At 36.9% G+C, this 23,234-nt stretch carries 23 protein-coding genes; 4 read left to right on the top strand and 19 right to left on the bottom strand.

Going from position 1 to position 23,234, the window contains the following annotated elements:
- Window positions 1-115: 115 nt before the first annotated feature.
- The 8 genes from V5290_RS01005 to V5290_RS00970 all read right to left on the bottom strand — a co-directional run bounded on the left by V5290_RS01005 (window position 116) and on the right by V5290_RS00970 (window position 11,905).
- Window positions 116-2,500 carry a cellulose synthase subunit BcsC-related outer membrane protein gene (locus tag V5290_RS01005; RefSeq protein WP_333380825.1) on the bottom strand — a complete coding sequence of 795 codons (2,385 nt, stop codon included), beginning with the start codon at window positions 2,498-2,500 and terminating at the stop codon, window positions 116-118.
- Window positions 2,497-3,540 (bottom strand): glycosyl hydrolase family 8, encoded by a 1,044-nt coding sequence (locus tag V5290_RS01000; protein ID WP_333380823.1) that lies wholly within the window; start codon window positions 3,538-3,540, stop codon window positions 2,497-2,499. Before V5290_RS01000 ends, V5290_RS01005 begins: the two co-directional genes overlap by 4 nt.
- Window positions 3,537-5,822, bottom strand: a complete 2,286-nt coding sequence (locus V5290_RS00995) for a cellulose biosynthesis cyclic di-GMP-binding regulatory protein BcsB (RefSeq protein WP_333380821.1) — start codon at window positions 5,820-5,822, stop codon at window positions 3,537-3,539. Before V5290_RS00995 ends, V5290_RS01000 begins: the two co-directional genes overlap by 4 nt.
- The gene (gene bcsA, locus V5290_RS00990) at window positions 5,822-8,026 is read right to left on the bottom strand and encodes a UDP-forming cellulose synthase catalytic subunit (protein WP_333380819.1); all 2,205 of its coding nucleotides are present in this window, start codon (window positions 8,024-8,026) and stop codon (window positions 5,822-5,824) included. Before bcsA ends, V5290_RS00995 begins: the two co-directional genes overlap by 1 nt.
- 4 nt (window positions 8,027-8,030) lie before the next feature.
- Window positions 8,031-8,444, bottom strand: a complete 414-nt coding sequence (locus V5290_RS00985; protein ID WP_333380817.1) for a hypothetical protein — start codon at window positions 8,442-8,444, stop codon at window positions 8,031-8,033.
- A gap of 299 nt (window positions 8,445-8,743) precedes the next feature.
- Complete coding sequence (locus tag V5290_RS00980) at window positions 8,744-9,700, bottom strand: GGDEF domain-containing protein (protein ID WP_333380816.1); 957 nt, start codon at window positions 9,698-9,700, stop codon at window positions 8,744-8,746.
- Complete coding sequence (locus tag V5290_RS00975) at window positions 9,700-10,698, bottom strand: response regulator (RefSeq protein WP_333380814.1); 999 nt, start codon at window positions 10,696-10,698, stop codon at window positions 9,700-9,702. Before V5290_RS00975 ends, V5290_RS00980 begins: the two co-directional genes overlap by 1 nt.
- A gap of 268 nt (window positions 10,699-10,966) precedes the next feature.
- Window positions 10,967-11,905 carry a tRNA-dihydrouridine synthase gene (locus tag V5290_RS00970; RefSeq protein ID WP_333380812.1) on the bottom strand — a complete coding sequence of 313 codons (939 nt, stop codon included), beginning with the start codon at window positions 11,903-11,905 and terminating at the stop codon, window positions 10,967-10,969.
- Between the two features lie 304 nt (window positions 11,906-12,209).
- Here V5290_RS00970 and apt point away from each other — a divergent pair, with 304 nt between their 5' ends.
- From apt to V5290_RS00955, 3 genes are read left to right on the top strand one after another with little or no spacing between them, the layout of a single operon-like run.
- Entirely contained in the window at window positions 12,210-12,749 is a 540-nt protein-coding gene (apt, locus tag V5290_RS00965; RefSeq protein ID WP_333380810.1) for an adenine phosphoribosyltransferase, read from the top strand.
- A gap of 3 nt (window positions 12,750-12,752) precedes the next feature.
- A complete protein-coding gene (dnaX, locus tag V5290_RS00960; protein ID WP_333380809.1) occupies window positions 12,753-15,278 on the top strand; it encodes a DNA polymerase III subunit gamma/tau in 2,526 nt (841 codons plus the stop codon).
- A 40-nt stretch (window positions 15,279-15,318) separates the two neighbouring features.
- Window positions 15,319-15,648, top strand: coding sequence for a YbaB/EbfC family nucleoid-associated protein (locus V5290_RS00955; RefSeq protein WP_113818687.1), 330 nt, complete (start codon window positions 15,319-15,321; stop codon window positions 15,646-15,648).
- 157 nt (window positions 15,649-15,805) lie between these two features.
- Here V5290_RS00955 and V5290_RS00950 read toward each other — a convergent pair whose 3' ends face one another.
- The 11 genes from V5290_RS00950 to V5290_RS00900 all read right to left on the bottom strand — a co-directional run bounded on the left by V5290_RS00950 (window position 15,806) and on the right by V5290_RS00900 (window position 22,931).
- On the bottom strand, window positions 15,806-17,083 hold the full coding sequence (locus V5290_RS00950; RefSeq protein WP_333380806.1) for a tyrosine-type recombinase/integrase: 1,278 nt from the start codon (window positions 17,081-17,083) through the stop codon (window positions 15,806-15,808).
- Between the two features lie 52 nt (window positions 17,084-17,135).
- Entirely contained in the window at window positions 17,136-17,420 is a 285-nt protein-coding gene (locus tag V5290_RS00945) for a hypothetical protein (protein WP_333380804.1), read from the bottom strand.
- Between the two features lie 139 nt (window positions 17,421-17,559).
- Complete coding sequence (locus tag V5290_RS00940; RefSeq protein ID WP_333380802.1) at window positions 17,560-17,922, bottom strand: hypothetical protein; 363 nt, start codon at window positions 17,920-17,922, stop codon at window positions 17,560-17,562.
- A gap of 23 nt (window positions 17,923-17,945) precedes the next feature.
- Complete coding sequence (locus tag V5290_RS00935; protein ID WP_333380800.1) at window positions 17,946-18,134, bottom strand: hypothetical protein; 189 nt, start codon at window positions 18,132-18,134, stop codon at window positions 17,946-17,948.
- Window positions 18,131-18,394, bottom strand: a complete 264-nt coding sequence (locus V5290_RS00930) for a hypothetical protein (RefSeq protein ID WP_333380798.1) — start codon at window positions 18,392-18,394, stop codon at window positions 18,131-18,133. The genes V5290_RS00935 and V5290_RS00930 overlap by 4 nt, the downstream gene beginning before the upstream one ends.
- On the bottom strand, window positions 18,387-18,641 hold the full coding sequence (locus V5290_RS00925; protein ID WP_333380796.1) for a hypothetical protein: 255 nt from the start codon (window positions 18,639-18,641) through the stop codon (window positions 18,387-18,389). Before V5290_RS00925 ends, V5290_RS00930 begins: the two co-directional genes overlap by 8 nt.
- A gap of 3 nt (window positions 18,642-18,644) precedes the next feature.
- Window positions 18,645-19,532 carry a hypothetical protein gene (locus V5290_RS00920; protein WP_333380793.1) on the bottom strand — a complete coding sequence of 296 codons (888 nt, stop codon included), beginning with the start codon at window positions 19,530-19,532 and terminating at the stop codon, window positions 18,645-18,647.
- A gap of 42 nt (window positions 19,533-19,574) precedes the next feature.
- Window positions 19,575-19,763 carry a hypothetical protein gene (locus V5290_RS00915; RefSeq protein ID WP_333380791.1) on the bottom strand — a complete coding sequence of 63 codons (189 nt, stop codon included), beginning with the start codon at window positions 19,761-19,763 and terminating at the stop codon, window positions 19,575-19,577.
- Between the two features lie 237 nt (window positions 19,764-20,000).
- Window positions 20,001-20,861: a DNA adenine methylase gene (locus V5290_RS00910; protein WP_333380789.1), complete on the bottom strand. Its 861-nt coding sequence runs from the start codon at window positions 20,859-20,861 to the stop codon at window positions 20,001-20,003.
- Window positions 20,862-20,926: 65 nt separating this feature from the next.
- The gene (locus V5290_RS00905) at window positions 20,927-22,279 is read right to left on the bottom strand and encodes a hypothetical protein (protein WP_333380787.1); all 1,353 of its coding nucleotides are present in this window, start codon (window positions 22,277-22,279) and stop codon (window positions 20,927-20,929) included.
- Between the two features lie 25 nt (window positions 22,280-22,304).
- Window positions 22,305-22,931, bottom strand: a complete 627-nt coding sequence (locus V5290_RS00900) for a S24 family peptidase (protein WP_333380786.1) — start codon at window positions 22,929-22,931, stop codon at window positions 22,305-22,307.
- 78 nt (window positions 22,932-23,009) lie between these two features.
- On the opposite strand from V5290_RS00900, the gene V5290_RS00895 reads away from it, so the two are divergent.
- Window positions 23,010-23,171, top strand: a complete 162-nt coding sequence (locus tag V5290_RS00895; protein ID WP_333380783.1) for a Cro/CI family transcriptional regulator — start codon at window positions 23,010-23,012, stop codon at window positions 23,169-23,171.
- Window positions 23,172-23,234 lie beyond the last annotated feature (63 nt).

Below are 23,234 nucleotides of genomic sequence, written 5' to 3'. Positions count from 1 at the left end.
AAAATCATTCGCTGCCCCAAAAATCAACCTGGCAACTAAAAACTATTTAAAAGATTCAACGCACTCTTATTCATTAATATGACTAGCAATGTGTCAGTCGGATCTAGATAAATTACTAATGCCAAGCATAATTTTCGATGTAAGGAGAAGACGAGATCAGTCCATCACTAGTTAACCCTGTTTTTTCAACAAAATTCCATCTTATATTCAGGTTTATATTTGTTTCATTATAATCAGCTGCATAATTCGAGCTAATTAAACCTGCAATTTCCCAATGTGGTGAGAGTAGCCATTGTCCTTCAATAAGAAATTGACTGCCGATACCGCTGTCATTATCTTGGCTGATTGTGCTAGAAGTTGACGCATAAGGGAATTGTTCAATACTACCTGGTGTTACCCAGTAATATCCCAAGCTTAACTGACTACGAATTTGCCAATCAATATCTTCTAGTGTTAGTAATTCAGCTCTTCCACCTAAACTAATATAATTTTCAGGACTGAAATAACCGCCATTTCCTTCTGTGTAATAATTTAAATTTTTATCGTAACTCATCCAATTAAGGGTAGGGCCAACTCTTAGGTAATCAAGCTTATCTGAATATAGTGCTGTTAGATCTCTAGTAAAACCTAAATTCAATGCTAACTTAGTATTATCTTGAACACTTTCACCGGTTAGCTGAGCTATATTTAGTTCTGGTGTCACCGACCACTTTGGTAAAAAGGTATAGGAAGCTAGAGCGCGTAATCCTGTTTCGTTCACCGCTCCCCACCTTTCAGTTTCAGACCCATAAAGCCCCATCAAGCTAAGAAAACTGTCATCAACTCTTTCTCGGTATAAAGTTGCTGCGGTTATTAGAGAGGGAGAGTTAAACCATACGGCGGATAATTTGGCCGATAAACTAGAGGCTAAATCACCGTCTGCTTGTGTATATTCAACTTCAGCAAAAGTATTCAAGCGTCTGCTTTGACGTTTTATAAATCCACTAATACCAGTTTCAACTGCCTCATTATCCCCAGATAAAGAAGAGGTCAATGTTTCCTGCCAAAAATCATCGCCGACATTAGATGTATCGCTATTTACCATCTCATAATTAACACGCATACCATAGCGGTAATTATTCCAAAACTTTATAAAACCTAAATAGTAATTGAGGCTTTGTAAGTTGGCTACTTCATCTTCACTACTTTGTTTGCGCCAATCAAGGCCAGCTTCTAAAGTCAGTTGCTCTTCAGTTTTTTGTTGATCTTCAAGGTTATTGAAGTGATCAAATTGCTTGCGTGACCACGCGATTTGCATCTCACGTTTTTTTAATTCAGCAGCCATTGCAGGTGATTGTATTGCCAGTTGATCCAGTTGTTTCTGGTCATCAGCTAATAGGGTCATTAATATTTTGGCATAATCACTATTATCAGGCTGATTTGAAATTAAAGTTGAAAATGCTGAAAGGCTTTCAGGTTGATTATTTAAGTTATATTGAGACCATGCGTATAAAGCAAGTTGATCATCATTCAATGCTTTATATTCTTGTATTTTCGCTGCAGCAACTAAACTAGATTGATATTGTTGTTGATTGTATTGGTCAAGTTGGATCACCGATAATGCATTAACGCAGTAGTCAATTAATGACGTTTGAGTTGGATTATTACAGGCTAAGCGAGTTGCTTCTGTTTGACGACCTTGTTTCTCTAAAACAACTAATTGCGCATCATAATTTTCAGTAAATTCAAACCAATCTAATGCTGTTGCATATATCTTTTGATCAACTGCTTGCCAGGCATGAGAATCAATCATGTCGTTAATTGGTTGGTCAGGATATTGCTTTATCAGCGCAAAAAGACTGGCTTTATCTTGCTGTTTTACTGCTTCGGAAACTAAAGCTGTAATCGCTTTGGATTTTACGTTATTAGCACTAGGGTTATTTAAATTCGTCTTTTCTACCATTTTTATATGGTCAAGTGCTGTTTTGTAATTCCCCCTGTAAACAGAAACCCAAGCCATTAGCGTATTGTTGCTCAATGTTTTGTCTTTGAAAGCAAGGGTTGATGCAAGTTGATAATGTGTTTGGGGCATTTTTTGCCAATAATTTGGCCCTTTTTTAGCAATATTTACAAAATTGATGATGATTGCTTTCGGGTCTTTAGCTTGTTCTTCTGTAACTTGATTAGTTGAGGGTTGACTGGCTATTTGATTATTCAACTTAATCGGTTTAGAAAGGTTGTCTATCGCATTGATGAGTGCTGTTTCAGGTTCCCAATTAGGAAATACTCGCTTAAGGTTCGCATATTCTTGTTGTGCTTGCTCAGTAAATTGATTATTGATGTAATACCAGATAGGAGTGGTATCGACATCGGTTTGAGTATCATTTAACGGTTTTTGGGCATCGTTAGTACTCTGTACGTTAATGCTTTGAGCGCTGTACTGGACTGCAATTTGTTCTGCATAAGTAAGCTGACCACCAACACATAGAGTAGTGACTACCATTACATTTTTTAACTTCATAATATCAAATCACTTTTTAACAGGGCAAGTTGCGATAACAAAATAAGGCTTGCTGAATAATAATCTGTTGTATCGTCTATCTCAGGTAAAGCCGTAGCTTGTCGGTTAACAATCGATTGAGTTGCTTTTGCAATTGCCTGCATGCCGCTATTATAACCATACTCAGCAAACTCCCCAGTCTCCAGATTGATCGTGGCGGGAACCATTTCTTGTGACCAGAATGCGATAAAAGGATCAATTAGTGTTTTATTTTTATCTTCGGCCAACATTAAATAAATGGGTAATCTACATGCGTTATATCCATAATCGCTAGATAATGCACCATCCAAGGTGATTCCATTCTCAGAAATAATCGCCCAATCAGAAGGTAGCTGCCAATCAGTAAAACGTGCGATTTCCATTAAAGTAAGGCCTGATTGATAGAGCTCATCCCAAATTGGATCATTGGTAACTTCAGAAAATAAGTTAAGTGCAGGAAATACCCAATAGGATAAATTAACTTGAATACTGCCATTAGGCTGCTTAAAGCCAATTTCACCAGGTAAAATAAGTTGATATCCAAAACTATTTATAACCAATTTAGTTTTAATGGGGGTTAATATGGCATTAGCTTGCTTTAGATAAGCTTGAGTCCCCCATTTTTTATGTGCCTCTAGTAACGCCCAAGCAATTAGGATATCACCATCGGTTGCATTATTAGGATCAGTAATACATGCTTTATCGCATTTTCCGTTTTTTGAAGGCGTGTATTGCCAACTAAATAGTTGATCATCTCGTTGTAAAGTTTGCTGAGTCCATTTCCATATTTTTTTAAATTGTTTTTTATCATCAGCAAAAACAGCAAACAATAAGCCATAACCTTGTCCTTCACTATGCGATATATCTTGATTACCAGTGTCGATGACACGACCAGCATCGATAAACTGTGTTTTATAAGTGGCCCAGTTTTTTTGAAATGGCGTCAACTCAACTTCATTCCATTGATTCCAAGCTAATATAGTAATGACAATTAATATTACGACATACTTGATGTTTTTCATTCTTTCCAATCTTCCTTAATTTTTTGATGACGTAATTTCAACAGTAACCAAGTTAACACCATAAACATAAATACAACCGAAACTATAATCAATAATAAATACCAAGGGTGTTGAGTTCCCCATGCACCTAAAGCAGTCCATGAGTCAGCTTTACCTAGCATGTAAGCGCTAGATACTTGCATTACAATTAAAGGAGAATTCGCGTCACTCCAAGCAAAGAAGTCTCCACCTAATTGACTCCACAATGAACCTTGAACAAGCTCTTCTACACGCTCGTTCAGCAGTTCAGGTGTCTCGGCTGCAACAATAAATAAGGTACCTGTGCTAGTAGAAATTGGGTTTTTAGCTGCAAGCAATAATGAAAAATCACCTAGAGTACTTTGCTGAGTAGTAAAGCCCGCAGCAGTGTTTGGTTGTAGATTAGAGTTATTCTTAGCGGTTATACGATTATATAGTTTATTTTGTAAACGATATGGCCACCTTTTACTATCGGTGATTGCTGTCGTTAAATCACCATACAACTCAGCGGTCAAATCATCTGGAGTCGCTAGCACCATCGCTGTATCAGTTAGCGTTTCAGAAATCCCCATTTCAACGTATAGATTAGGAATTAAATTACCCGATGATTGAGCAATTTTACCAGCCATGGTTAATGCAGCTGATCGCATTGACTCTTGTGTAATATAAATACCTGTATCATTTTGTGTCTGATATTGAGCAAAAGGGTAGCCCGTTTGTGCCATTAATTTAAGATCAGGCTGTCTCGCTAGGTGGGCAACTGTGGGAATCTCAATTACAGAATCAGTATCCAATTGGAAATGTAAATAATCGCCGTTTACACTTCGACATTCACCAATCAACTGTATTGAATTTTGATTAACAGTGAACGCGAGCTCATTCTTTCCGCCTTCAAATAACCTAGCTGGAATAGAAAGTTCGTAATTATGGTAAAAATCACCATCTTTGCTATCTAGTTTTAGACCATGAATGACTTTATTATTCACGGTGATATTGAACGTCGAGCCATCTTCATAGCCAGCACCGTAACTAAAATCCAAAGCTAATTTTACAGTGTCTGTTTCTCCTGCATAAAAATCAGCGGGTAGTCTAATATCGACTTTTTTGGTGAACAAACCTGGACCATTAAAGCTAATGCCATTCACCCCTAATTCAGAAAGTATGTATTTTTTGCCTGGAAGTAATGTCACTTGTTGTTGTGGATTAAACGCATTGTTAACGGTGGAGTCCACATTAATGGCTTGATCTGGGTTTAGTCGGTCATCCATATAAGCTAACGTAGTAGCCGCTCGAACAACATCTTGTTCAGAAAGTCCTGATACAATTAAACGAATTTGTGGTGCTACTAATTCACCATTACCAACGGTAATTGCAGGAGTTCTTTCTATTTTTAGATAAGGCCCATTAATTTCCTTTAGGGTCTTTTCTGATAAAGCCTGTTGTAATGCTGTTTTATTCCCCACGAGTACATGAATATCATTATTTTGTTTCCCAGTAATATACCAGCTACTTCTTCGGTATTCTGATTCAGATATCTGTGAGCCCAGTTGATTCAAAGCTACGTCATTACTATTAATGTTTTGGTAATCAATATTTAGGGATTGGTATTGTGTTCTTAATGCAAGTGCTTGAGTAACGGTTGAGATAGCAAATTTTTTGATAACAGAGTTTGCTTGATTATCATCTAATGTGAAAATCTGAGTTTGATGTTGCCCGCCAATACCTGGGTTAAAAAAGTCAGATAATTTTTGTAAATTTAATTGATCAATAACTTTAGTTGTATCGAAGGTAATATACGAATCATATAAATTGATTTCACTCCATAAGTCTGGCGCATTAGTATCTTGGCAACGATCAACATATTGGCTAGCGGCAAAGGTTAATGTATTGAATTGTGGACGCCATAATTCACTAGGGATTGTTATATCAGCCTTTAAGTTAGGCTTATTAGGGTTAAGGGCTATTTGCCCGATAGTCACATTATTGAAGCGCACATTTAAGGTGGAGCGTTCTTGTAACATCGTAATCGAAGAGGTGGCTTTTAAGTGTAGTGTTGCCGAGCTCACCGCTAATAAAGGAGACAAAGTAATACCTAAATCTTGAACAGGTCTTTCACCATTGAGCCTAAGCAATGAATTGCCTCCATAAAATTCACTCAAACGAAACTCGTTCGATGTTTTAGCATGTGTTTGCAGACTAAAAAACGCAATAAACAATAGCGTTAATAATTTAATTTGAGGTTGAATCGATTTTAAAATTAACATTAGCTTCTCTGTTTTAATTTCATATAAATATGCAAAAATAAAGGTTTCATACTGACGCTGACCACATGCTTGAGCCCGTAAAAGTATGATATAGGTCTTGTTCTACGTTTTTGAAAACTATCCCAACGCTCGCTATCGCAAAGTGTATAAGCAATAACATTATTTTTTTCTTGATCATTTCGAGTTAAAAACTGCAATCTGACTTCATTGCTTTCTTTATTTTGATACATCACCTGACAAGCTATTTTTACTCGTTTATTGAGCGCATTTGAGTAGCCAATTAAACAGATTTCTTCAGGTAGTGCCTGTTCAAACTTCAAGGTTAAGTTAGCTCCCGTTCGCGATAAATTGCGCAAGTTACCTTGCCAAGTCTGCTGTTCTGAAATAACTATTTGTACCTCGTCGTAAGCTGGTAGTCTGGATGCTTTACGTACTTGTTTTTTTTCAATCAATACATCTAATAAACTGACACATAAAATAAAGTTAAAAGCATTCCAAGCGAATACAACGAAGGTGAGCTCCCAAGATTCTGGCGTATTATAAAAGTGATAAATAGCCCCTAAATTACCGATAAATAACATTGCTAATAACCAATAAAAAGAGTTAGCTAGCGATGAAATATAGGTCTTACTTTGATCTTCTCCTTTTGGTGTGACTAAAAAACTTGGATCATTAGGATTTTTAATCACCGTTATTAATGCTCTGAATAAAAAGGTACATTGTAAAATTTCATATAATTCAGAGACTAAAGGCCAACGGTTTTTACCAAATAAAACATGAGAGAGCCGAAAACTAACGATGATATGAGGGACGGTATAGATGAGAATTTCCGTAAATGTGGCATGGATCAGTTCTAGTCCAAACAATAAATAACCTAATGGAGAAAGTAAAAAGACTAAACGCGCAAAGGGGAAAAACCAAAACAGGATAGAGCTCATGTAACCACATTTTTGATACCAACTTAATCCTGAATTTAAGAATGGTTTTTTCAGGATCAGAATTTGCGCCATTCCTTGTGCCCAACGTTCTCGTTGTTGAATAAATGATGAAAAACTTTCTGTTGCTAAACCACTGATCATCGGTTTTTCTACATAAACGGATTTATAACCTAAAGCATGAAGTTCTAACGCTGTTTCAGCATCTTCTGTAATAGAGTCACCGGCAATACCACCTACCAGATCAAGGTGGCGCCTTCTGAGCACCGCCGCTGAACCACAAAAGAAAGAGGCAGACCAAAAATCTAATCCTTTTTGAATGGTGTTATAAAACATATCATTTTCAGATGGCATTCTTGTAAAAGCAGAAAAATAGTTGCGTTCAATAGGATCTGGGTTATCCATAAAGTGCGGAGATTGTACTAAAAATACCTTTTCATCCTTAATCATCCAAGGTGCGGTGCGATCTAAAAAGTCAGTCGTCGGTACGTGATCAGCATCTAAAATAACGACTAATTCACCATTCATATTTAATAAGGCGCTGTTGATATTACCGGCTTTAGCATGTTCATTTTTCTCTCGGGTATGGTATTCAGCGCCCAAGGATTGGCATAGAGCCTGTAGTGTTTTACGTCGGGTTAAAGCTTGCTGGCCAGCAACAGCATTTTCTTGAAAGACTTTTTGGTCGGTTCCTCCATCATCTAACAGATGGATTTTTAGTTTTTCTGTTGGATAGTCGAGCATCATTGCTGCTCGGATTGTTACCTCTAATAGATCTTCTGACTCATTATAGCTTGGGATAACTAAATCAACCGTTGGTATTTGTTCAGTTTTAAATTGTTTGATGCTTTGTCTTGGGCGATTTAAAGGAAAAATATTAACGAAGCAGCCTAACAGGTGAATAATGCCTGAATATATTTCAGCCATAAATAACATGAGCATAGCAATAAATGAGAAGATATCGTCGGATTCTAATGTATTCACACCACGCCAAATTAAATAACGAAGCGATAATAAGCAACCAATAATAATTGCAAATAGGCGAAATAACTCTCTTTTTTTACTGTGTTGGATTGCTTCAGAAGATGCGGTGTATACAAATACGATAACACCCATGGACAGGGCGAGTTGACTAGCTGCATGTAACGGAATACTGGCAAGTGCAATCAGAAGAAATAAAGTCACCAAAGTTAATAATTTTAATGTCAACTTAGGCATTGTTGATTTTAAACGTTGCAATAGAGGTGAAGTGCTCTTCTTAGTTGCCATTCTATTATCGTTCCATTTGGCAATAAATTCGCGAATTACATCGATTAATTAATAAAATTTTTGAATCAGAAAACTCAACATTAAAATCTTCTTCATAGAACTTTTTAGATAGCTCATTTCGGTGAGTTAAGCTCAAGTTTGTTAGAGGTGTCACCCACATCAAAGTAACAACAGAGATGATTAATAAAACAAATAAAGTGATAAACATCAACCCAGGTAAAGTTTGAGGTGTTAGAGCATTAAAAGTAATAGCAGTTAGAGAAAGTGTGATAATGCTAAAGCTTAATAATTTAAATAATTGGCAACGACGCAATGCATATTCTGCGTTTTTCCAATGCATTAAGCGTTTTGCTAGCAAAGCATATTGAATTGAAGTGGGTCGATCGGATAAGACTATCCTTGGTGATACTTGTGTCATTGCTCACTCTAATAATAATTATTGGTATTTTAATGTAATTACCAGTTTTTAATACGAATTAGGTATAAATTTAGTTTCGTATTCTAAACAAAGTTATTTAAAAGGCAAATTAAGTTCTCATTTAATACTTTTATATGTTGACAGTGCAACCTAAATGAAATACGTATTTTTTAGTTGTGTGTGAGGAAAATTGACTTTTGAGGCTATAAAGGGCATTTAATTTTAACCTAACGCATCATCTCATATTAAATGACGCCTTAGGTTAAAACTGGGGTGAAGAGGAGGTATTAATAACTGGATTAATGATCACTGACACCAACTTGATTTCGGCCATTATTTTTAGCTATATATAAGCCTAGATCAGCTCTTTCTATCCAAGACTCAAAGTTAGGAATGTTATCCGTAATCTGTGCAACGCCAAAGCTAGCAGTAACTTTTACTTGTTGATTTTGATATTCAAAATGGATAGCTTCTATGGCTTCTCGTAAACGTTCCGCTACTAATTTAGCTTGTTTTAAATTGGTATCGAGTAACAGTAGAGCGAACTCTTCACCGCCTACTCGACCAATAACATCTTGTTTCTTACTTTTTTGACGGACTGCTTCAGCTATCCCTTTCAGTACTTCATCACCGAAAGGATGGCCATAGGTATCATTCACTTTTTTGAAATGATCGATATCAAAAATAATCATCGATGTCGGATTAGCTGAGTTCTTACTATTGATAAACTCATTTTCACACAAATTACGCCAGTGGCCCTGATTATTGAGTTGAGTTAAGCTATCAGTATGGCTCAAGTATTTTAACTGGGAGTTTGCTTCTTGAAATGCCTGTTTGGTTAAGGCGATATCGGTTACATCATAAACAATCATACAAATTTGTGTAATTTGCCCTTGGAAGTCAGCCAAAGGTAAAAAGGTCACGTTTTGATACATGAACTCAGCATTAGTGGTAATAGGGCGATAGCTTTTAAATTTAAAAAGGTAAGGACGTTGTTCCCAAGTAGTAAATGCTTTGTTTTTTAACAAACAAACACTATTAATTTTTTGCTGCAACCAAGTTTTTGGAATGCTGGTAAACACATCGGTAATTTTTTTATCGATCATGTGTGCCGCTAGTAAACCCGAATGATTTTCCATAAACCCATTCCAGACTTTAACGGTATAATCTTTCTCAATAATCACCAGACCTACATCGATATTATGGACCATATCAATCAGCCAATGAATGTCTTTCAAATCTATATTGGTAGTCATTAGTCTAGTAAGTATCCTAGTTGAGTTTGAATAACTGGAATGGAATCTTCTGTGAATAAAAGTAACAAATCACATTTGATATCGTGATCTTGAATACGATAATTCACTTCAATTGTGAGCATTTTTTGCCAGCATTCTTGCTGGTTTTTGATGATATCTTCAATTTTTGCATGTTGACCTAATACATTAGGTTGGCCTTGACTGAAAGGAATACTCAATTGTTCCGCTAAACCATTTAAAAATGCACCAATCAAAATATTAGCAATGTCATTCATTACTTCAATTTCTAAATGGTTACTTTCTAAATCTTCGTATTGCAATAATTTAGCCATGTCACTAAAGCTCGCATCATGAAATATGATAATAGCTTCACCATTAATCCCAGAACCAATAAAGCCTTGGCTTACCGCAGAAACCTTTTCATACTGCGCAATGTGGCTCAGCGTCATGTGTAGCTCACTGCCTTCGAGCGTATTCACATTGGGAACGGGTAATAAAATAAACACATCTAATAAACGACCTAACAAATCACCGGCATGCCCCATTGCGATATTAGAGACTTCTTGTAATGCATCACGCAGTTCAATTCGCTCTGTAATTTCTGGTGCTGAACGTGAGTTATAACCGCCTGGTTTGTAAATTCCATATTGCTCTAACAGACTTGTTAACTTTTCGTTATTAATTGGTTTTTCAATGAAATCAATCGCGCCTAATTCACGTACACGTTTATAGGCTTCAGACTGAACATCACCAGAAATGACAATGACAATGGCAGGTAAATCTTCACGTTTAATGGTTTCTAATACTTCATAACCGCTCATTACTGGCATATTAAGGTCAAGAAAAACGACGTCACCTTTATGCTGTCTAATACTTTCAACACCTTCTAGGCCATTGTTGGCGAAGTGTATTGATATATCCCAATCTTTGGGTAATGACAGTGCTATTTGTTTTCGGGCTAAGGCCGAATCGTCACATATTAAAACAGGTGTAGACATAGTATTCCCATTGTATTTCCATATATATCAACAGTCTAAGTAACATAAAATCAGTCTAAAAGACAAAATAAGGGGGAGCAGCACAAAGTAAAATACAACTGATTTCTAATACTTTTTAGGTGTTTATATCATAAGACAGAAAAGTCAAAATTACAAAGAGGAGTAGTGTTTTTATACTTAAATGTTGCAAACTTATGCTCAAATTATACAACTCATTATAAAAAACATGTTTATTTTGTATTACTGATGGATTTTTGCTTTTAAGTTTTTATTTTTGTGCTTTTTGAAGTGCTAACAACATATCATCTGGGTTGCGGATAGCTCTCACTGATTGTAAAAAAGTGTCTGCTTCGACATGCTGTAGCTTCATAAACATTAGCCATTGTTTAATGCGGCTTGGCATAAACTTCTCTTTATCTTCAATTTGGCGTAACCATTGAAAATATTGTTCCATGACAGCAAGATTTTGCTGCCATGAATAAGGTGCTTCAATACCTTTTAACGCATTAGCTAAATTGGGAACAGCGAGTGAACCTCGTCCAATCATTAAATGATCACAACCACTCATTTCCATGCATTTTTGGGCATCTTCGACATTGAATATGTCACCATTAGCAATAACCGGGATATCAATTGCTTGCTTGATTTTCTTAATCCAGTGCCAATGCGCTGGTGGTTTATAACCTTCCTCTTTAGTACGGGCATGAACGGCTAATTCAGTGGCGCCAGCTTCGGCAATCGCCTGAGCATTTTCAATAGCTAAACTTTTATCATCATAACCTAATCGAATTTTGGCGCTTACCACATGTTCACTTGGTACATTATCTCTTACTGCCTTTACAATTCGGTGTAATGCTTCAGGGTCTTTTAACAAAACTGCACCACCACGACTTTTATTTACAGTTTTAGCGGGACAGCCAAAATTTAAATCAATACCTTCAGAACCAAGCTTTATGGCGCGTAATGCATTTTCAGCTAAACACTCAGGATGCTGACCTAATAATTGTACTCGTACTGGTGTGCCAAACTCTGTGCGACTCGCATTTCTTAATTCCGGACATAAGCGATAAAAAACACGAGAAGGTAAAGGTAACTCAACCACCCGAACAAACTCAGTTACACATCGATCTATGCCACCAATGTCTGTTAAGAATTGGCGCATGTGAAAGTCCATTACACCTTCCATTGGAGCAAGCGTTATATGCATTTAAGTTCTCGGTTAATTCAGCTAAATAAAGAGCGCGGATTATACCTACTCGCTTAATATAAGCAAAATAAACACCATGCGCTTCATTTCGTAAAATGAAGATAAAAAAGAGTGAGAATATGAATAGTAAAAATCATAATAAAAGAGGTTATTTTATGTTACTTATTTACACCTTTTGGCACTTTCGTAGACTTTTTAGTCAAATATCAAAATACTTTGCCAGTTTATGACAAGACACCTTGCACTCCTGCAAGCAACTATTTAACCTTATACAATTAATATAGACAGGAAAGTAAAGAAGCTCATGCAACCAATAGCATTAATTAAAAATAGCATTAAAAGTATCGAAGATTATCCAATCCCAGGTATTATCTTTCGTGATGTAACTAGTTTAATCGAAAACGGTGAAGCTTTTGCTGCAACCATCGAGCTATTTAAGGCTCGTTATGAAGGCCAAAAAATTGATAAAATTGTTGGTACTGAAGCTCGAGGTTTCATATTCGGTGCTCCTTTGGCTGCAGTGTTAGGTGCTGGCTTTGTCCCTGTACGTAAACCTAACAAGTTACCGCGTGAAACAATACAAGAAAGCTATGAATTAGAATACGGTGATGACACGTTACAACTTCATAAAGATGCCATCAAGCCGGGTGAAAAAGTATTGTTAATGGATGACCTATTAGCAACGGGCGGTACAGCTGAAGCATCTGTTAAGTTAATTAAACGTCTTGGTGGTGAAGTAGTGGAAGCTGCTTTCGTTATTGAGCTACCTGACTTAAAAGGTAGCGATAAATTAACTGCTTTATCTGTACCTGTTTTTTCTTTGATTGAATACGCAGGTGAATAATCAGTGAGCTATCAAGTTCTAGCAAGAAAATGGCGACCACAAACCTTTAAAGAAGTGATCGGTCAACCACACGTGTTAACCGCATTAGAAAATGGGTTAACACAAGATCGTGTACATCACGCATATTTGTTCAGTGGCACACGTGGTGTGGGTAAAACCACCATCGCTCGTATTTTGGCTAAAAGTCTTAATTGCGAAACGGGTGTAACTGCAACACCTTGTGGCGTATGTGCGAACTGTCAAGATATCGATCAAGGTCGGTTTGTAGACTTGTTAGAAATTGATGCGGCGTCACGTACCAAAGTAGACGATACACGTGAGCTACTAGACAACGTGCAATATAAACCAGCGCAAGGGCGCTATAAGGTTTATTTAATCGATGAAGTACACATGCTGTCTAAGCACAGTTTTAACGCTCTGTTAAAAACCTTAGAAGAGCCACCAGAGTATGTGAAGTTTCTACTAGCGACCACAGATCCTCAGAAACTACCCATCACTGTTTTATCGCGTTGTTTACAATTTCATTTAAAAGCGATTTTACCAGAGCAGATAGAACAGCAATTATCGGCTATTTTAACTCACGAAAAAGCAACTTTTGAACAGCCTGCTTTACGTGTTATCGCCAAAGCCGCTGATGGCAGTATGCGTGATGCATTAAGCCTTACGGATCAAGCCCTCGCGTTTGGTGCAGGGCATTTAGAATATGCTGCAGTGCTTAAAATGTTAGGCACTATTGACCAATCACATTTACATTACTTGTTGCACTATATTGCATCGGGTAACAGCCCAAAAGTGTTTGAAAAAATTCAAGAGTTTGTACGATTAGGTGCTGACTTTTCTGCGTTGCATCAAGAGTTAGCTAGTCTGTGCCATCAAATAGCGTTAATGCAGTTACAGCTCAATGCCAATGTCACTGAAAAAACGACTGTTCAATTGTTAGCGGAGCGATTAACACCTGAAGAAGTTCAACTATTTTATCAAATTGCAGTACAAGGCTTTAAAGATTATGCCTATGCGCCAAATGGTAAAATAGCTTTAGAAATGACGGTGATGCGTTTATTAGCCTTTAAACCTGCTAATTACGTGGATGTTGACGAGTCAATGATGACCAAAGCAGAGCAAGTAGAGCCGATTACTGCAGATCCAATAGTTGCACAGCAACCTGTATTACCGACTCCAAGTGTTCAAGCAAAAGAACCAACAGTAAATACACCTGAAAGTGTCGCACCTGCTAATCATGTATCTGTGCAGCCTGAAGTGTCTGCTGAACCGCAACAGTCAGTCCCACAGCCTGAGCCACAAGCAACACCTAATGTGAATCAACAGCATAGAGCAGAAGCTTCAACTGAATCTTCACCAGTACAAATTCCAGCACAAGCAGTGCAACCAGAGACTGTGACTGAGCAAGTTGCTCAAGCAGAGCCTACTCATGAACAAGTTGCGGAAATGGCTCGCATGGCGCAGCCTGCGGTTGAGGTACAACCAACTGCGCCAGAGCCTCAGCCTGAAACATCTAGCTTTGATTTAGCGGCAACCAATAACTCTCGTAACATGTTACGTAGCCATAGAATGAAGCGAGAAGCGCTAAAAAAGACTGAAGCGACAGCTGAACAACCTAAAGCTCGATCACAGGACCAGTATGTCGCATCACAAAGTTCAGTAGCTACTCCAAAAGCGAAACCAACACCTGCTCCAGTTGAAACAGCGATTGAACCGGAAATAGTTGCACAAAAGCCAAATCGAACTGAGCAAAGTGAATCAAATCAACAGGAATTACCTCCTTTAGATTCTTATAACGAGCAATCAAGCAGTCAAGCTTACGAACAATATCAGCCTAGCGGACAAGACTACTTTACTGAATACCAAACTGATAATTATCAGCCGCAAGAAGCAGAGCTGCCGAATGCACATTCAGTAACTGATACTTCTCCTGCAACGCAGGCTGCAATGGCCCGTGATCAGCAAGTGTCAGCACCAGCAGAAATCGCGAAACAGGTAGCACCAAAAACACCAGTAACCAAACCTATCGGTGCTGATGATATTTCTGCATTGGGTACAAGCAAAAGTATGGCGACTGAGGTTACATTAATCAACGAGCCTAATATGGCCGTAGAAGAGATTGATGTAGCTGGTTACGTTGAAGATAAAATGACAGACCCTTGGTTTTTAGATATTAAAGCGATGCAACTGGTTGGTTTTGAAAAATTATTAGCGAAAAGTTGTGTGATGCAAACGCAACAACAACATATCCTCTTGTTATTAGAAAGTGCACAAGCACATTTACTTAATAATCAGAGTTTATGTGAAGACTTGAAAGCAAAGATACGAGAATACTATGGAGCACAATATACTGTGAGTATCGAGCAGGGAGAAGTCGAAGGACAACATACTCCTGTTCAATTAGAGAAAATAGTATTTGCTCAATATCTCGACAACGCAAAATCATCGATTAAAAACGATCCAATAATACAGACTTTGGTAGGAGATTATTCTGCAAAGGTCTATGAAAATAGTGTCGTGCCGTTATAATCGGCATGGTAAACCTTCACTAATTATAAAGAGAGAAAATATGTTTAATAAAGGCGGAATGGGCGACTTAATGAAGAAAGCCCAAGAGATGCAAGAAAACATGCAAAAAGCACAAGCTGAAATCGCAAACACAGAAGTGGTAGGTGAGTCGGGTGCTGGCCTAGTTAAAATTACCCTATTAGGTAACCACAACGTACGCAAAGTAGAAATCGATCCAAGCCTATTGGAAGATGACAAAGAGATGCTTGAAGATCTTGTCGCTGCTGCAATGAATGATGCTGTTCGTCGTGTAGAAGAAGTTAACAAAAGTAAAATGAGTGGTCTAACCGGCGGTATGGATCTACCACCAGGCTTCAAAATGCCATTCTAGGCCTTTTGCCTTTTCAAAACAGCACGTTATGTTTTGTTTAGTTGAATGGGGTCAGGTAGGGGTCAATACTATGTGTTTTTTACTCTTATCTCTCTTCAAATAAATAAAGGGCCATTTAGGCCCTTTATTTATTATTAGTATCTGAACATCATCTCTTTTATTTATTGGAGTTTTGAGTTGATTGCTTTTTTTCTGCTTCTTTAAGCTGACCTAATTTTTCTGCCAATTCATTTCTATATTCTGGTCGTTCATTTGGGATCCACTTTCCATATATCTTTCTAATCATCCCCCAATCAGTATGCCCTAATTGTTTTGCCAGCCAAATCGGATCTGCTCCTATCATTAACATTTGACTAGCAAATGTATGCCTTAGTTGATATGGCTCTCTATGAATCAGTTTTGCTTGTCGAAGCCAATCTGCCCATTGTTTAGGGACTGTAGATAATTCAGGGCGTTTGAATGGTTTGTTTTCTCTACTTAAAAATACACGCCTTCTAATTACTTGTTGAGTTTTACCTAGCTTATAATGCACTGTTTCAATTAGAGGCGGTATTAAATAAGTTTGACTACGTTGACGTTTTAAAACATCTAAGGCCAGCGGTAATAACTCTATTTTTCTTATACCTGATTTGGTTTTTGGAGGCTTTAATTGCCCCTGACGGTTGATGTTGTATTTAACATGAGCAATCCCTTCTTTCAAATCAATGTCTTCCCAGGCAAGCGCTTTCATTTCACCTGGTCTCATGCCTGTCCATGCTAAAAACTGAATCATCTCTTTTGTTTGTTCTACGTGAACAACTGCAAGTAAGCGTTTCAGCTCGCCTTGTGTAAACGGTATTGTTTGTTCTTTTACGTTGTACATTTCATCTGATTTAATACGTCGAACACGTGAAAAAGGACTGATTGTTATCGAACCGTCATTCACTGCTTCTTGAATAATGCGCTTAAATAATATTGTGTAATCATCCACTGTAGATTGCTTTAACGTTTTTAAACTATTTTTGATAGCAGACTCTATTTCTAAATGGCTTAAACTAATCACTTCTTTATTAATCAGCTTATGTTTTGTTAACCATGTTTTAAGTGATTTCATTTTAGACTGAATACTGAAAGATAATTCTCCCTCACGCAGTTGTTTATAGTAATCAATGTAATCACCAACTGTTGTATAATGAGAAAGGTTGCTTGTATCTGTTGGAAAATGTTTTCGCCAAAACTGTTTAGGGTTAATGTCATAAAGGCCTGATGCAATATCTGTTTTAATTGCACCAAGGCGATTATTCGCCACATTCAGATTATGATCGGTAGGTACTAAACCTAATGTTTTTCTAATAGATGTTTGTGCACCCGGTAGCCTAAACTGTAACCGAAGCGAACCATTGTGAACTGATACACCTTTAGTGTTTTTTATTTTTGTTTCTAGTCGTTTATTCATGAAGTCAGTTTTCGTTGTTAATATCTGTTTAGAAAATCAGTCGCATTAAGCTTTAAAAAATCTTATTGAGTTCTTTCAGGTTGATCATAATGGCGCAGCCTTTGCTTTTTTGTCGCCATACAACATGCTCAGGATAATGTTCATTAACAATACGTTGTGCTAATGCATCACGGCTTATTCCAACTAAAGAAGCCGCTTGTTTAATGGTCATCCATCCTTGATATCCACCATTTCTTTCAAGCTTTTCGACTTTTTTATGAAGGTCCTGCATTACTTCAAGTAACATATTAATGTCAGGCATAGTAATGGGGGATAGGTTAGTTTGTTGTGCTTGCATGATTAACTCCTTCAGTTTTAAATTCTTGGTTGTAAGCTGTAGACCAAACAAGCTGGGCTAATGGCCTGTTGTATCTTTTTGCCATGAAATGTTGATATCTATAAAACTTTCTAATATGCCAATTCATCATCGTTAGCACCTACTCGTTAGTTACTCTATAAATTGCTCCTGGTGAAACAATACATTCATCATCACGCATTTGACTTAATGGTGAACCACCATCCTCATCAATGTAAGCGGGTCTATCGAACATCATTTTTTGACCATTGCTTATAATCCAAACAGGTATTTTTGAGTTTCCAAAATCGATTGTTTCAATACTTTTTTTCATGTTCTTCACTTCCTCTTTCTCGGTAGCTATAAGTTGTCGCCAATCATTAAATATATCGCTGCTTTGGTATGTCTCTAAGTGACGGGTGCACTTTAAGCAGTCTAACCATTCATGGCCACAGCCATCTGCGTCATATTTAACTTCGCCGTCACAATGACACTCTATGCTCATATTATTGATTCTTCTTAATAAAGTTAGATGGCTATTGTTATGTAATCGCCATCTAAACCTTCACCATTTACTTTTAAACATCGCTCTATTTCGACTGCGCTTTGTTTAGTTAGGTTTTGGTCAATGATTCTACCGCCAATATTTAATACTTCTTTTGTCGTTGTTGGTGTTGGTTGGCTGTCCGGTATCCAAACCACAGTAAACAGCTTCATTTTTTTCTCTCATTAACTGTAGGTAATGGCATCCAGGCGATTAATGCACCTGCTGTTTCGTATTCGGTATCGAAAAATGTGTCATTCCATTTACCTTGATATAAGTTCACTTGAACAACCGAGAATATCCATTGAGATTCTGGTTCATTCCAGGTGCATAGAACCGGGAGTGAGGAGCACTCAAAAATAGCAATAAATACCTCATCTTTCGGTGCTGTTCGTGCTGGTTGCCATTGGCTAAAAATTTCTTTATTAGACATAATTAATTCTTTTGAAGGTTGCTTTGGTTAGTTTAGGGTTAGTCACCCACATAGAAGGACATTTATTACCATTCTTAACTTGATTTGGTGTTTGAATAAGCAACTCCTGTTTTATTGCATATGTGAGTACTGATTTGGTTTGTTTGGCGTTATGCTCCCATTGAAAGTGCTGCTCAATGCTTTTTATGCTTTTTTCGATACTGCAATAAGCAAGCAAGGAAATGAGTAATTCAAAGCTAAGTTTCATTAGTTAACCCTCTAAAATTAAGCAACTGTCTTTGGTTTTTACATCGTCGTTATAATTCACCGCCATCATATCTTTGTCTTTCACTACTCCACCTTGAAGGCTATTAACCGTATATAACCAATTTTTAGCAAACTCCTTTGTTTCTGGGCTCGGTCTTAATCCAGCTCTAGGTGATTTAGATAGGTATGCTTCCCCATCGTAAGGATCAAAATGAATAAGTGCTGCTCGCCCACTTTGATGCATGTAAAGTAAAGATCGGGCTTCAAATTGTTCACCATCTGGGCGCTCTACAATGGTTTTCTCAGGCCAAATAATTAAATGATGTTCTCCATTGTGATATAGGCCTGAACCAGTATTGTGAGCGAGTTGTTTATTTAATAGACGAATCATTTCATCTTTTGTGTGCAATAGGTTAGTTGCTTGTGCAATGGCTCTACGGGCTTCTTTTAATGCACCTTCTTGTACTGAAAGGCGTTTTTTATCACTGGTACTTTTTTCTTTAATACGTTTAATTTGTTCACGTAAGCGTTTAGGGTTTTCCCCACTTTTTAAAGTGGAAAGTTCTTTTTGTAGGCTGGATATTTGCTGTTTACTTAATAGCAGTTCTCGTTGTGTTGCATGATGTTGATGTGCTTTTTTCTGCGCTTCTAAGGCATTCTGTTCATAATCTACGAGCTTTGATTTTGTTTCCGCTAAAGTGCTTGTTAAATCGGCATTTATTGTTTTTTGTTCATCAAACTCGGTATAGCTTTGTGCTAGTTTGGCTTCAAGTAACTCTATTTTATCTTCGTTTTGCTCTGCTACGATTAAATCAGCATTGTATGCATTTATGAAGTTAGTTAAAAAACCACTCGTGTCTGCTTTGTTAATTTTTATATAGTCGTTAAACATGCTCTGTACCTTTGTGCTTTGGTTGGTGTTTTGTTGTATTTTCTAGACTTTGGTAATAGCCACTCGATTATTATTTTGTAAACCAGTTATTTGGTTTCTTTGGTGTGCCATTAGACGGATGAAATAAGCTTCGGTGTTATCAATACTTACAATAGGTGACGTATTAGTTTGTTGTTCGATTGATGTTGTTTGATGCTTTTTAAGTAATGTTACTAGCGATATTTGTCTCATAATTTCTCCCTCATATTCCAAGCGCTATTTATGTTATGGGATAAAATATAAGTAAACTTACTTTTGTTTGCAAGTTTTATTTATAAGTAAACTTACTTTTTTGTAAGAGTAATCATACTTTAATGGTATTAGGTAAAGTTAAGTAAGTGAGTTAGGTTGCTTTGGTGGGGGATAATATGAATGATGTTTGGAGTGAGAAAGGGCGGTTAAACCCTTATTTTAATTTTTATGTATGGACTATGCTACATTCATTAATTCTAAAGAGGGACAGACTTCTATATTATTACTGGTAATAAGTAATTCTGTTCCTTTACGTTTTTTTGCAGCGCTATAGTTTAAATTAAATCGGTATTTAGACTGATTTGAATATAGTTTTTCTATTTCAGGTGCATTGTCATAGGTTAATATCCAAGGACGATCTAACTTTAAAATAGCTTCTGATACTTGCTTATGATCATCTGGATTATAAAAATTTGTGTAGAGCGATGAGCCCTTTGCAAAGTAAGGGGGATCAATACAGTACATACTATTTTCCGGTAAGGCTTCATTTGTTTTTTGTATAAAGTCAACCGCATCTAAGTTATACAGGTGAATACGATGACGATATTGATAGATACGTTTAATGCGCTCAATTAATCCAGACTTATTAAAACGACAGTCTAATTTGTAATCGCCTGCTTGCTTTAAGCCTCCAATTACACCGGCTTTTAGGATAATACCTGAACGGTTAGTACGGTTAAGAAAGAATGATGAATAAGCTAATTCAAAATCATTAAAATCATTTTTATTTTGTTGAATATTTCGTTGTATATGCCATTCATCAATGGTGATGTCTGTATTTTTAATTTTATCAATTAAAGATTCAGTATCATTTAATACTGTATGCCAGAAAGACCATATAGAGCGATCTATATCGTTTAAATGAATCTCGTTCACTAAATCATTAAATAATAAAGATAATGCTAAACCTCCGCCGCCAGCATAAGGCTCTGCATAGTCGCCATCACCGAGATTATTATCTTCAATAATTTTTGATACCATGGGTAAAATAGACGTTTTCCCTCCTGGGTAGCGGAGTGGTGATGGTGTTATAGCCATAATTTTGCCTTCAATATAATATTATCAAATCTATTTTAACACTGCTTTTAAAACATGGCCATCTTTTATTCTTCAGCAATTTTATTTAACATATAACGAATGATTTCTGCGATATTATCCCATTCAATTTTTAAATCATTTGCAGTTGGGTAATAACCACCATGAGCATTCGCACCTAATGTTTTAGGCGATAAAAGATGTCCTTGAGATTGTATTCGCTTTAGTGCAGCTAAAGCATTTTTCTCTAGTTTTGTAAGTTTTTCATCTTGTTCAATAATTGCTGATATTTTACCAATTCGTCTATTGGTATCCATTTCAGTATGGTTGCCTTGCATTTTAAAGTGGTAACGCTCATATAAAAGCTCTAAGAACACTCGAAAAACAAGTGTTGAGCCTAATGTTTGTTCATCCACTGAAATTGATTTTAGCTCACCATAAGCCCTGCGTAATGTGGCATTGGGGATTTGTGCTGTAAAGGATTGAGGGATTAATTTTGTCCTTTTATTTGGATGAGCAGAATCTCTAGGTGCACGGTTTGGTTTCTGACTCTTTGAGCTAGATGAGGTGCTTTGTGTCATTTCATCATTTGTAGCCTGCTCCATAAGTGCAATAGCATTTTTAAGCCTTTTCTTTGGAGCTTCCTCATTTTCGATTAAGCTGCGGGCATATGAACCTATTTTCTTGACGTCATGCCTTGAAGTTACTTTTTGGTTCTCTAAAGCATCTTGTAAAAATATTTTAATAACGCGATCAAATTCGGTAACTTCAACATCAATTAAGATTTCTGGGCTTGAACTTTTAGATCTTAAGCCAATCGTGTTTCTGAAGTATGGGTTACTCACATACCGTGTAACGGTTGTTAAAATTTTATTCTCTAAATTCTCTGGTAAATAACCTTGTTGCTGCCCATAAACTAGCAGGGAGGTTGCTAATGCATTTTTATCTGCTTTTCCTCTACGTATATTGAATCTACTTTTCTGCTCCGCATCCCATTGTGTAGTCCCTTTACCCTCCTGTTCCCCTGAATGACGACGTTCGATCCATATATCAGCTGCTTCTCTATTCTCAAAAACAGTGCATCGAACTTTTTGTGGGATAAGTGTGCCATTTTCTTGCAATTTGGCAAAAAAATCTTTAGTTGGTTTATGTTTTTGCGGGCGATTTAATAGTGTTAATGCACAAATACGTCGATTACCTTCGACCACAATATATTTGCCTGTATTACTTTCATCTTCGATAACTGCAAGAGTATCAATAGGGCTAAGTCCATTCACTGCAATATCTTTAGCAAGGTTTTTTATGTTTTCTTTATCAATAAGGTGTTTGATTATTTTTTCTTGTGTATCAAGGCTTGCATCGTGACGCGGATTTAGAATGTCTAATTGAATTTTACTAATTGAGATCTGTTTGTTTAACACCTAATTTTCCTTAATATAGTATAAGCTAAAACAATCTGCCTGCAAATATCACTACGCCGACTATTGTGCAGTTGCCGTTAACAGGTTGTATTGGGGTTGGCCATTGTGGATTTGCCGCTTTTAAGAACTTATGGCCATCTTCTATGATTAGCTGCTTTAAAGTGGCTTCGTTCTCGTCATCTAACCTGGCAACGACATACTTTCCATTAATAGCATCGACTTCTGGGTCGATAAATATTAATTCGCCTTCATTAAATATAGGTGCCATGCTTTGGCCTCGTACTTTTAGAAGGAATGTTTTGTCACTGCATTTTACTGGGCAGGGGTAATGATCTGCCTCATGGTAGGGTAATTCATTAATTGCAGACCAATTACCTGCTTGTACCCAATCCAGTACTGGATACTGCCCTTGTAGCTTGTTTAATGGAGTAACAGTATTTTTTTCTGGATTACCTTTTCCATGCAATAACCAGTCAGGGTCACACCTTAGCGTTTTAGCTAATAAAAATAAATTTCCTCCTTTGGGGGCGGTTTCATCTTTCTCCCACAGAGTTACGGATACAGAAGATACACCAACAGACTTACCAATTGCAGCTTGGGTTAACTTCAGTTCTTTTCTTCGCTCTTTAATTCTATTACCTAATGTTTTCATGTAAGTAATCTTACATCTTGTTGATCTAAGTTATCTTTATATTGTAAGATAAGAATACTTAGATTTTTGGGTGGGCTTATGAAGAAAGCAGTAGCAATAAAATTTTTTGGAAGTGGAGCTAATTTGGCTAAAGCATTAAAAATTAACTCGTCGGCAGTATACCAATGGCCTGAAGTCATTCCTCGTCTCCGTGCATTTGAGATTGAGCGTTTAACAAAGGGTAAGTTAAAAGCTGATTGATCTATGAGTGTCAGTATAAAACGCTGGCAATAAAAATAACTATTTGAATAAAAGGGATGTAAA

Source organism: Psychromonas arctica, assembly GCF_036697365.1.
In the GTDB taxonomy this organism is placed as follows: domain Bacteria; phylum Pseudomonadota; class Gammaproteobacteria; order Enterobacterales; family Psychromonadaceae; genus Psychromonas; species Psychromonas arctica_A.
The sequence above is the reverse complement of the archived record's forward strand: the minus strand, read 5'-3'. Positions and strand labels throughout refer to the sequence as shown.

Excerpts from the sequence above, each read along its gene's own strand:
- V5290_RS00975 (WP_333380814.1), bottom strand. The coding sequence starts at position 10,698 with ATGTCTACACCTGTTTTAATATGTGACGATTCGGCCTTAGCCCGAAAA.
- V5290_RS01005 (WP_333380825.1), bottom strand. The coding sequence starts at position 2,500 with ATGAAGTTAAAAAATGTAATGGTAGTCACTACTCTATGTGTTGGTGGT.
- V5290_RS00930 (WP_333380798.1), bottom strand. The coding sequence starts at position 18,394 with ATGTCTAATAAAGAAATTTTTAGCCAATGGCAACCAGCACGAACAGCA.
- V5290_RS00910 (WP_333380789.1), bottom strand. The coding sequence starts at position 20,861 with ATGGCTATAACACCATCACCACTCCGCTACCCAGGAGGGAAAACGTCT.
- apt (WP_333380810.1), top strand. The coding sequence starts at position 12,210 with ATGCAACCAATAGCATTAATTAAAAATAGCATTAAAAGTATCGAAGAT.
- V5290_RS01000 (WP_333380823.1), bottom strand. The coding sequence starts at position 3,540 with ATGAAAAACATCAAGTATGTCGTAATATTAATTGTCATTACTATATTA.
- bcsA (WP_333380819.1), bottom strand. The coding sequence starts at position 8,026 with ATGGCAACTAAGAAGAGCACTTCACCTCTATTGCAACGTTTAAAATCA.
- V5290_RS00935 (WP_333380800.1), bottom strand. The coding sequence starts at position 18,134 with ATGAAGCTGTTTACTGTGGTTTGGATACCGGACAGCCAACCAACACCA.
- V5290_RS00920 (WP_333380793.1), bottom strand. The coding sequence starts at position 19,532 with ATGTTTAACGACTATATAAAAATTAACAAAGCAGACACGAGTGGTTTT.
- V5290_RS00915 (WP_333380791.1), bottom strand. The coding sequence starts at position 19,763 with ATGAGACAAATATCGCTAGTAACATTACTTAAAAAGCATCAAACAACA.
- V5290_RS00950 (WP_333380806.1), bottom strand. The coding sequence starts at position 17,083 with ATGAATAAACGACTAGAAACAAAAATAAAAAACACTAAAGGTGTATCA.
- V5290_RS00925 (WP_333380796.1), bottom strand. The coding sequence starts at position 18,641 with ATGAAACTTAGCTTTGAATTACTCATTTCCTTGCTTGCTTATTGCAGT.
- V5290_RS00955 (WP_113818687.1), top strand. The coding sequence starts at position 15,319 with ATGTTTAATAAAGGCGGAATGGGCGACTTAATGAAGAAAGCCCAAGAG.
- V5290_RS00940 (WP_333380802.1), bottom strand. The coding sequence starts at position 17,922 with ATGAGCATAGAGTGTCATTGTGACGGCGAAGTTAAATATGACGCAGAT.
- V5290_RS00995 (WP_333380821.1), bottom strand. The coding sequence starts at position 5,822 with ATGTTAATTTTAAAATCGATTCAACCTCAAATTAAATTATTAACGCTA.
- V5290_RS00985 (WP_333380817.1), bottom strand. The coding sequence starts at position 8,444 with ATGACACAAGTATCACCAAGGATAGTCTTATCCGATCGACCCACTTCA.
- V5290_RS00980 (WP_333380816.1), bottom strand. The coding sequence starts at position 9,700 with ATGACTACCAATATAGATTTGAAAGACATTCATTGGCTGATTGATATG.
- V5290_RS00970 (WP_333380812.1), bottom strand. The coding sequence starts at position 11,905 with ATGCATATAACGCTTGCTCCAATGGAAGGTGTAATGGACTTTCACATG.
- V5290_RS00900 (WP_333380786.1), bottom strand. The coding sequence starts at position 22,931 with ATGAAAACATTAGGTAATAGAATTAAAGAGCGAAGAAAAGAACTGAAG.
- V5290_RS00945 (WP_333380804.1), bottom strand. The coding sequence starts at position 17,420 with ATGCAAGCACAACAAACTAACCTATCCCCCATTACTATGCCTGACATT.
- V5290_RS00895 (WP_333380783.1), top strand. The coding sequence starts at position 23,010 with ATGAAGAAAGCAGTAGCAATAAAATTTTTTGGAAGTGGAGCTAATTTG.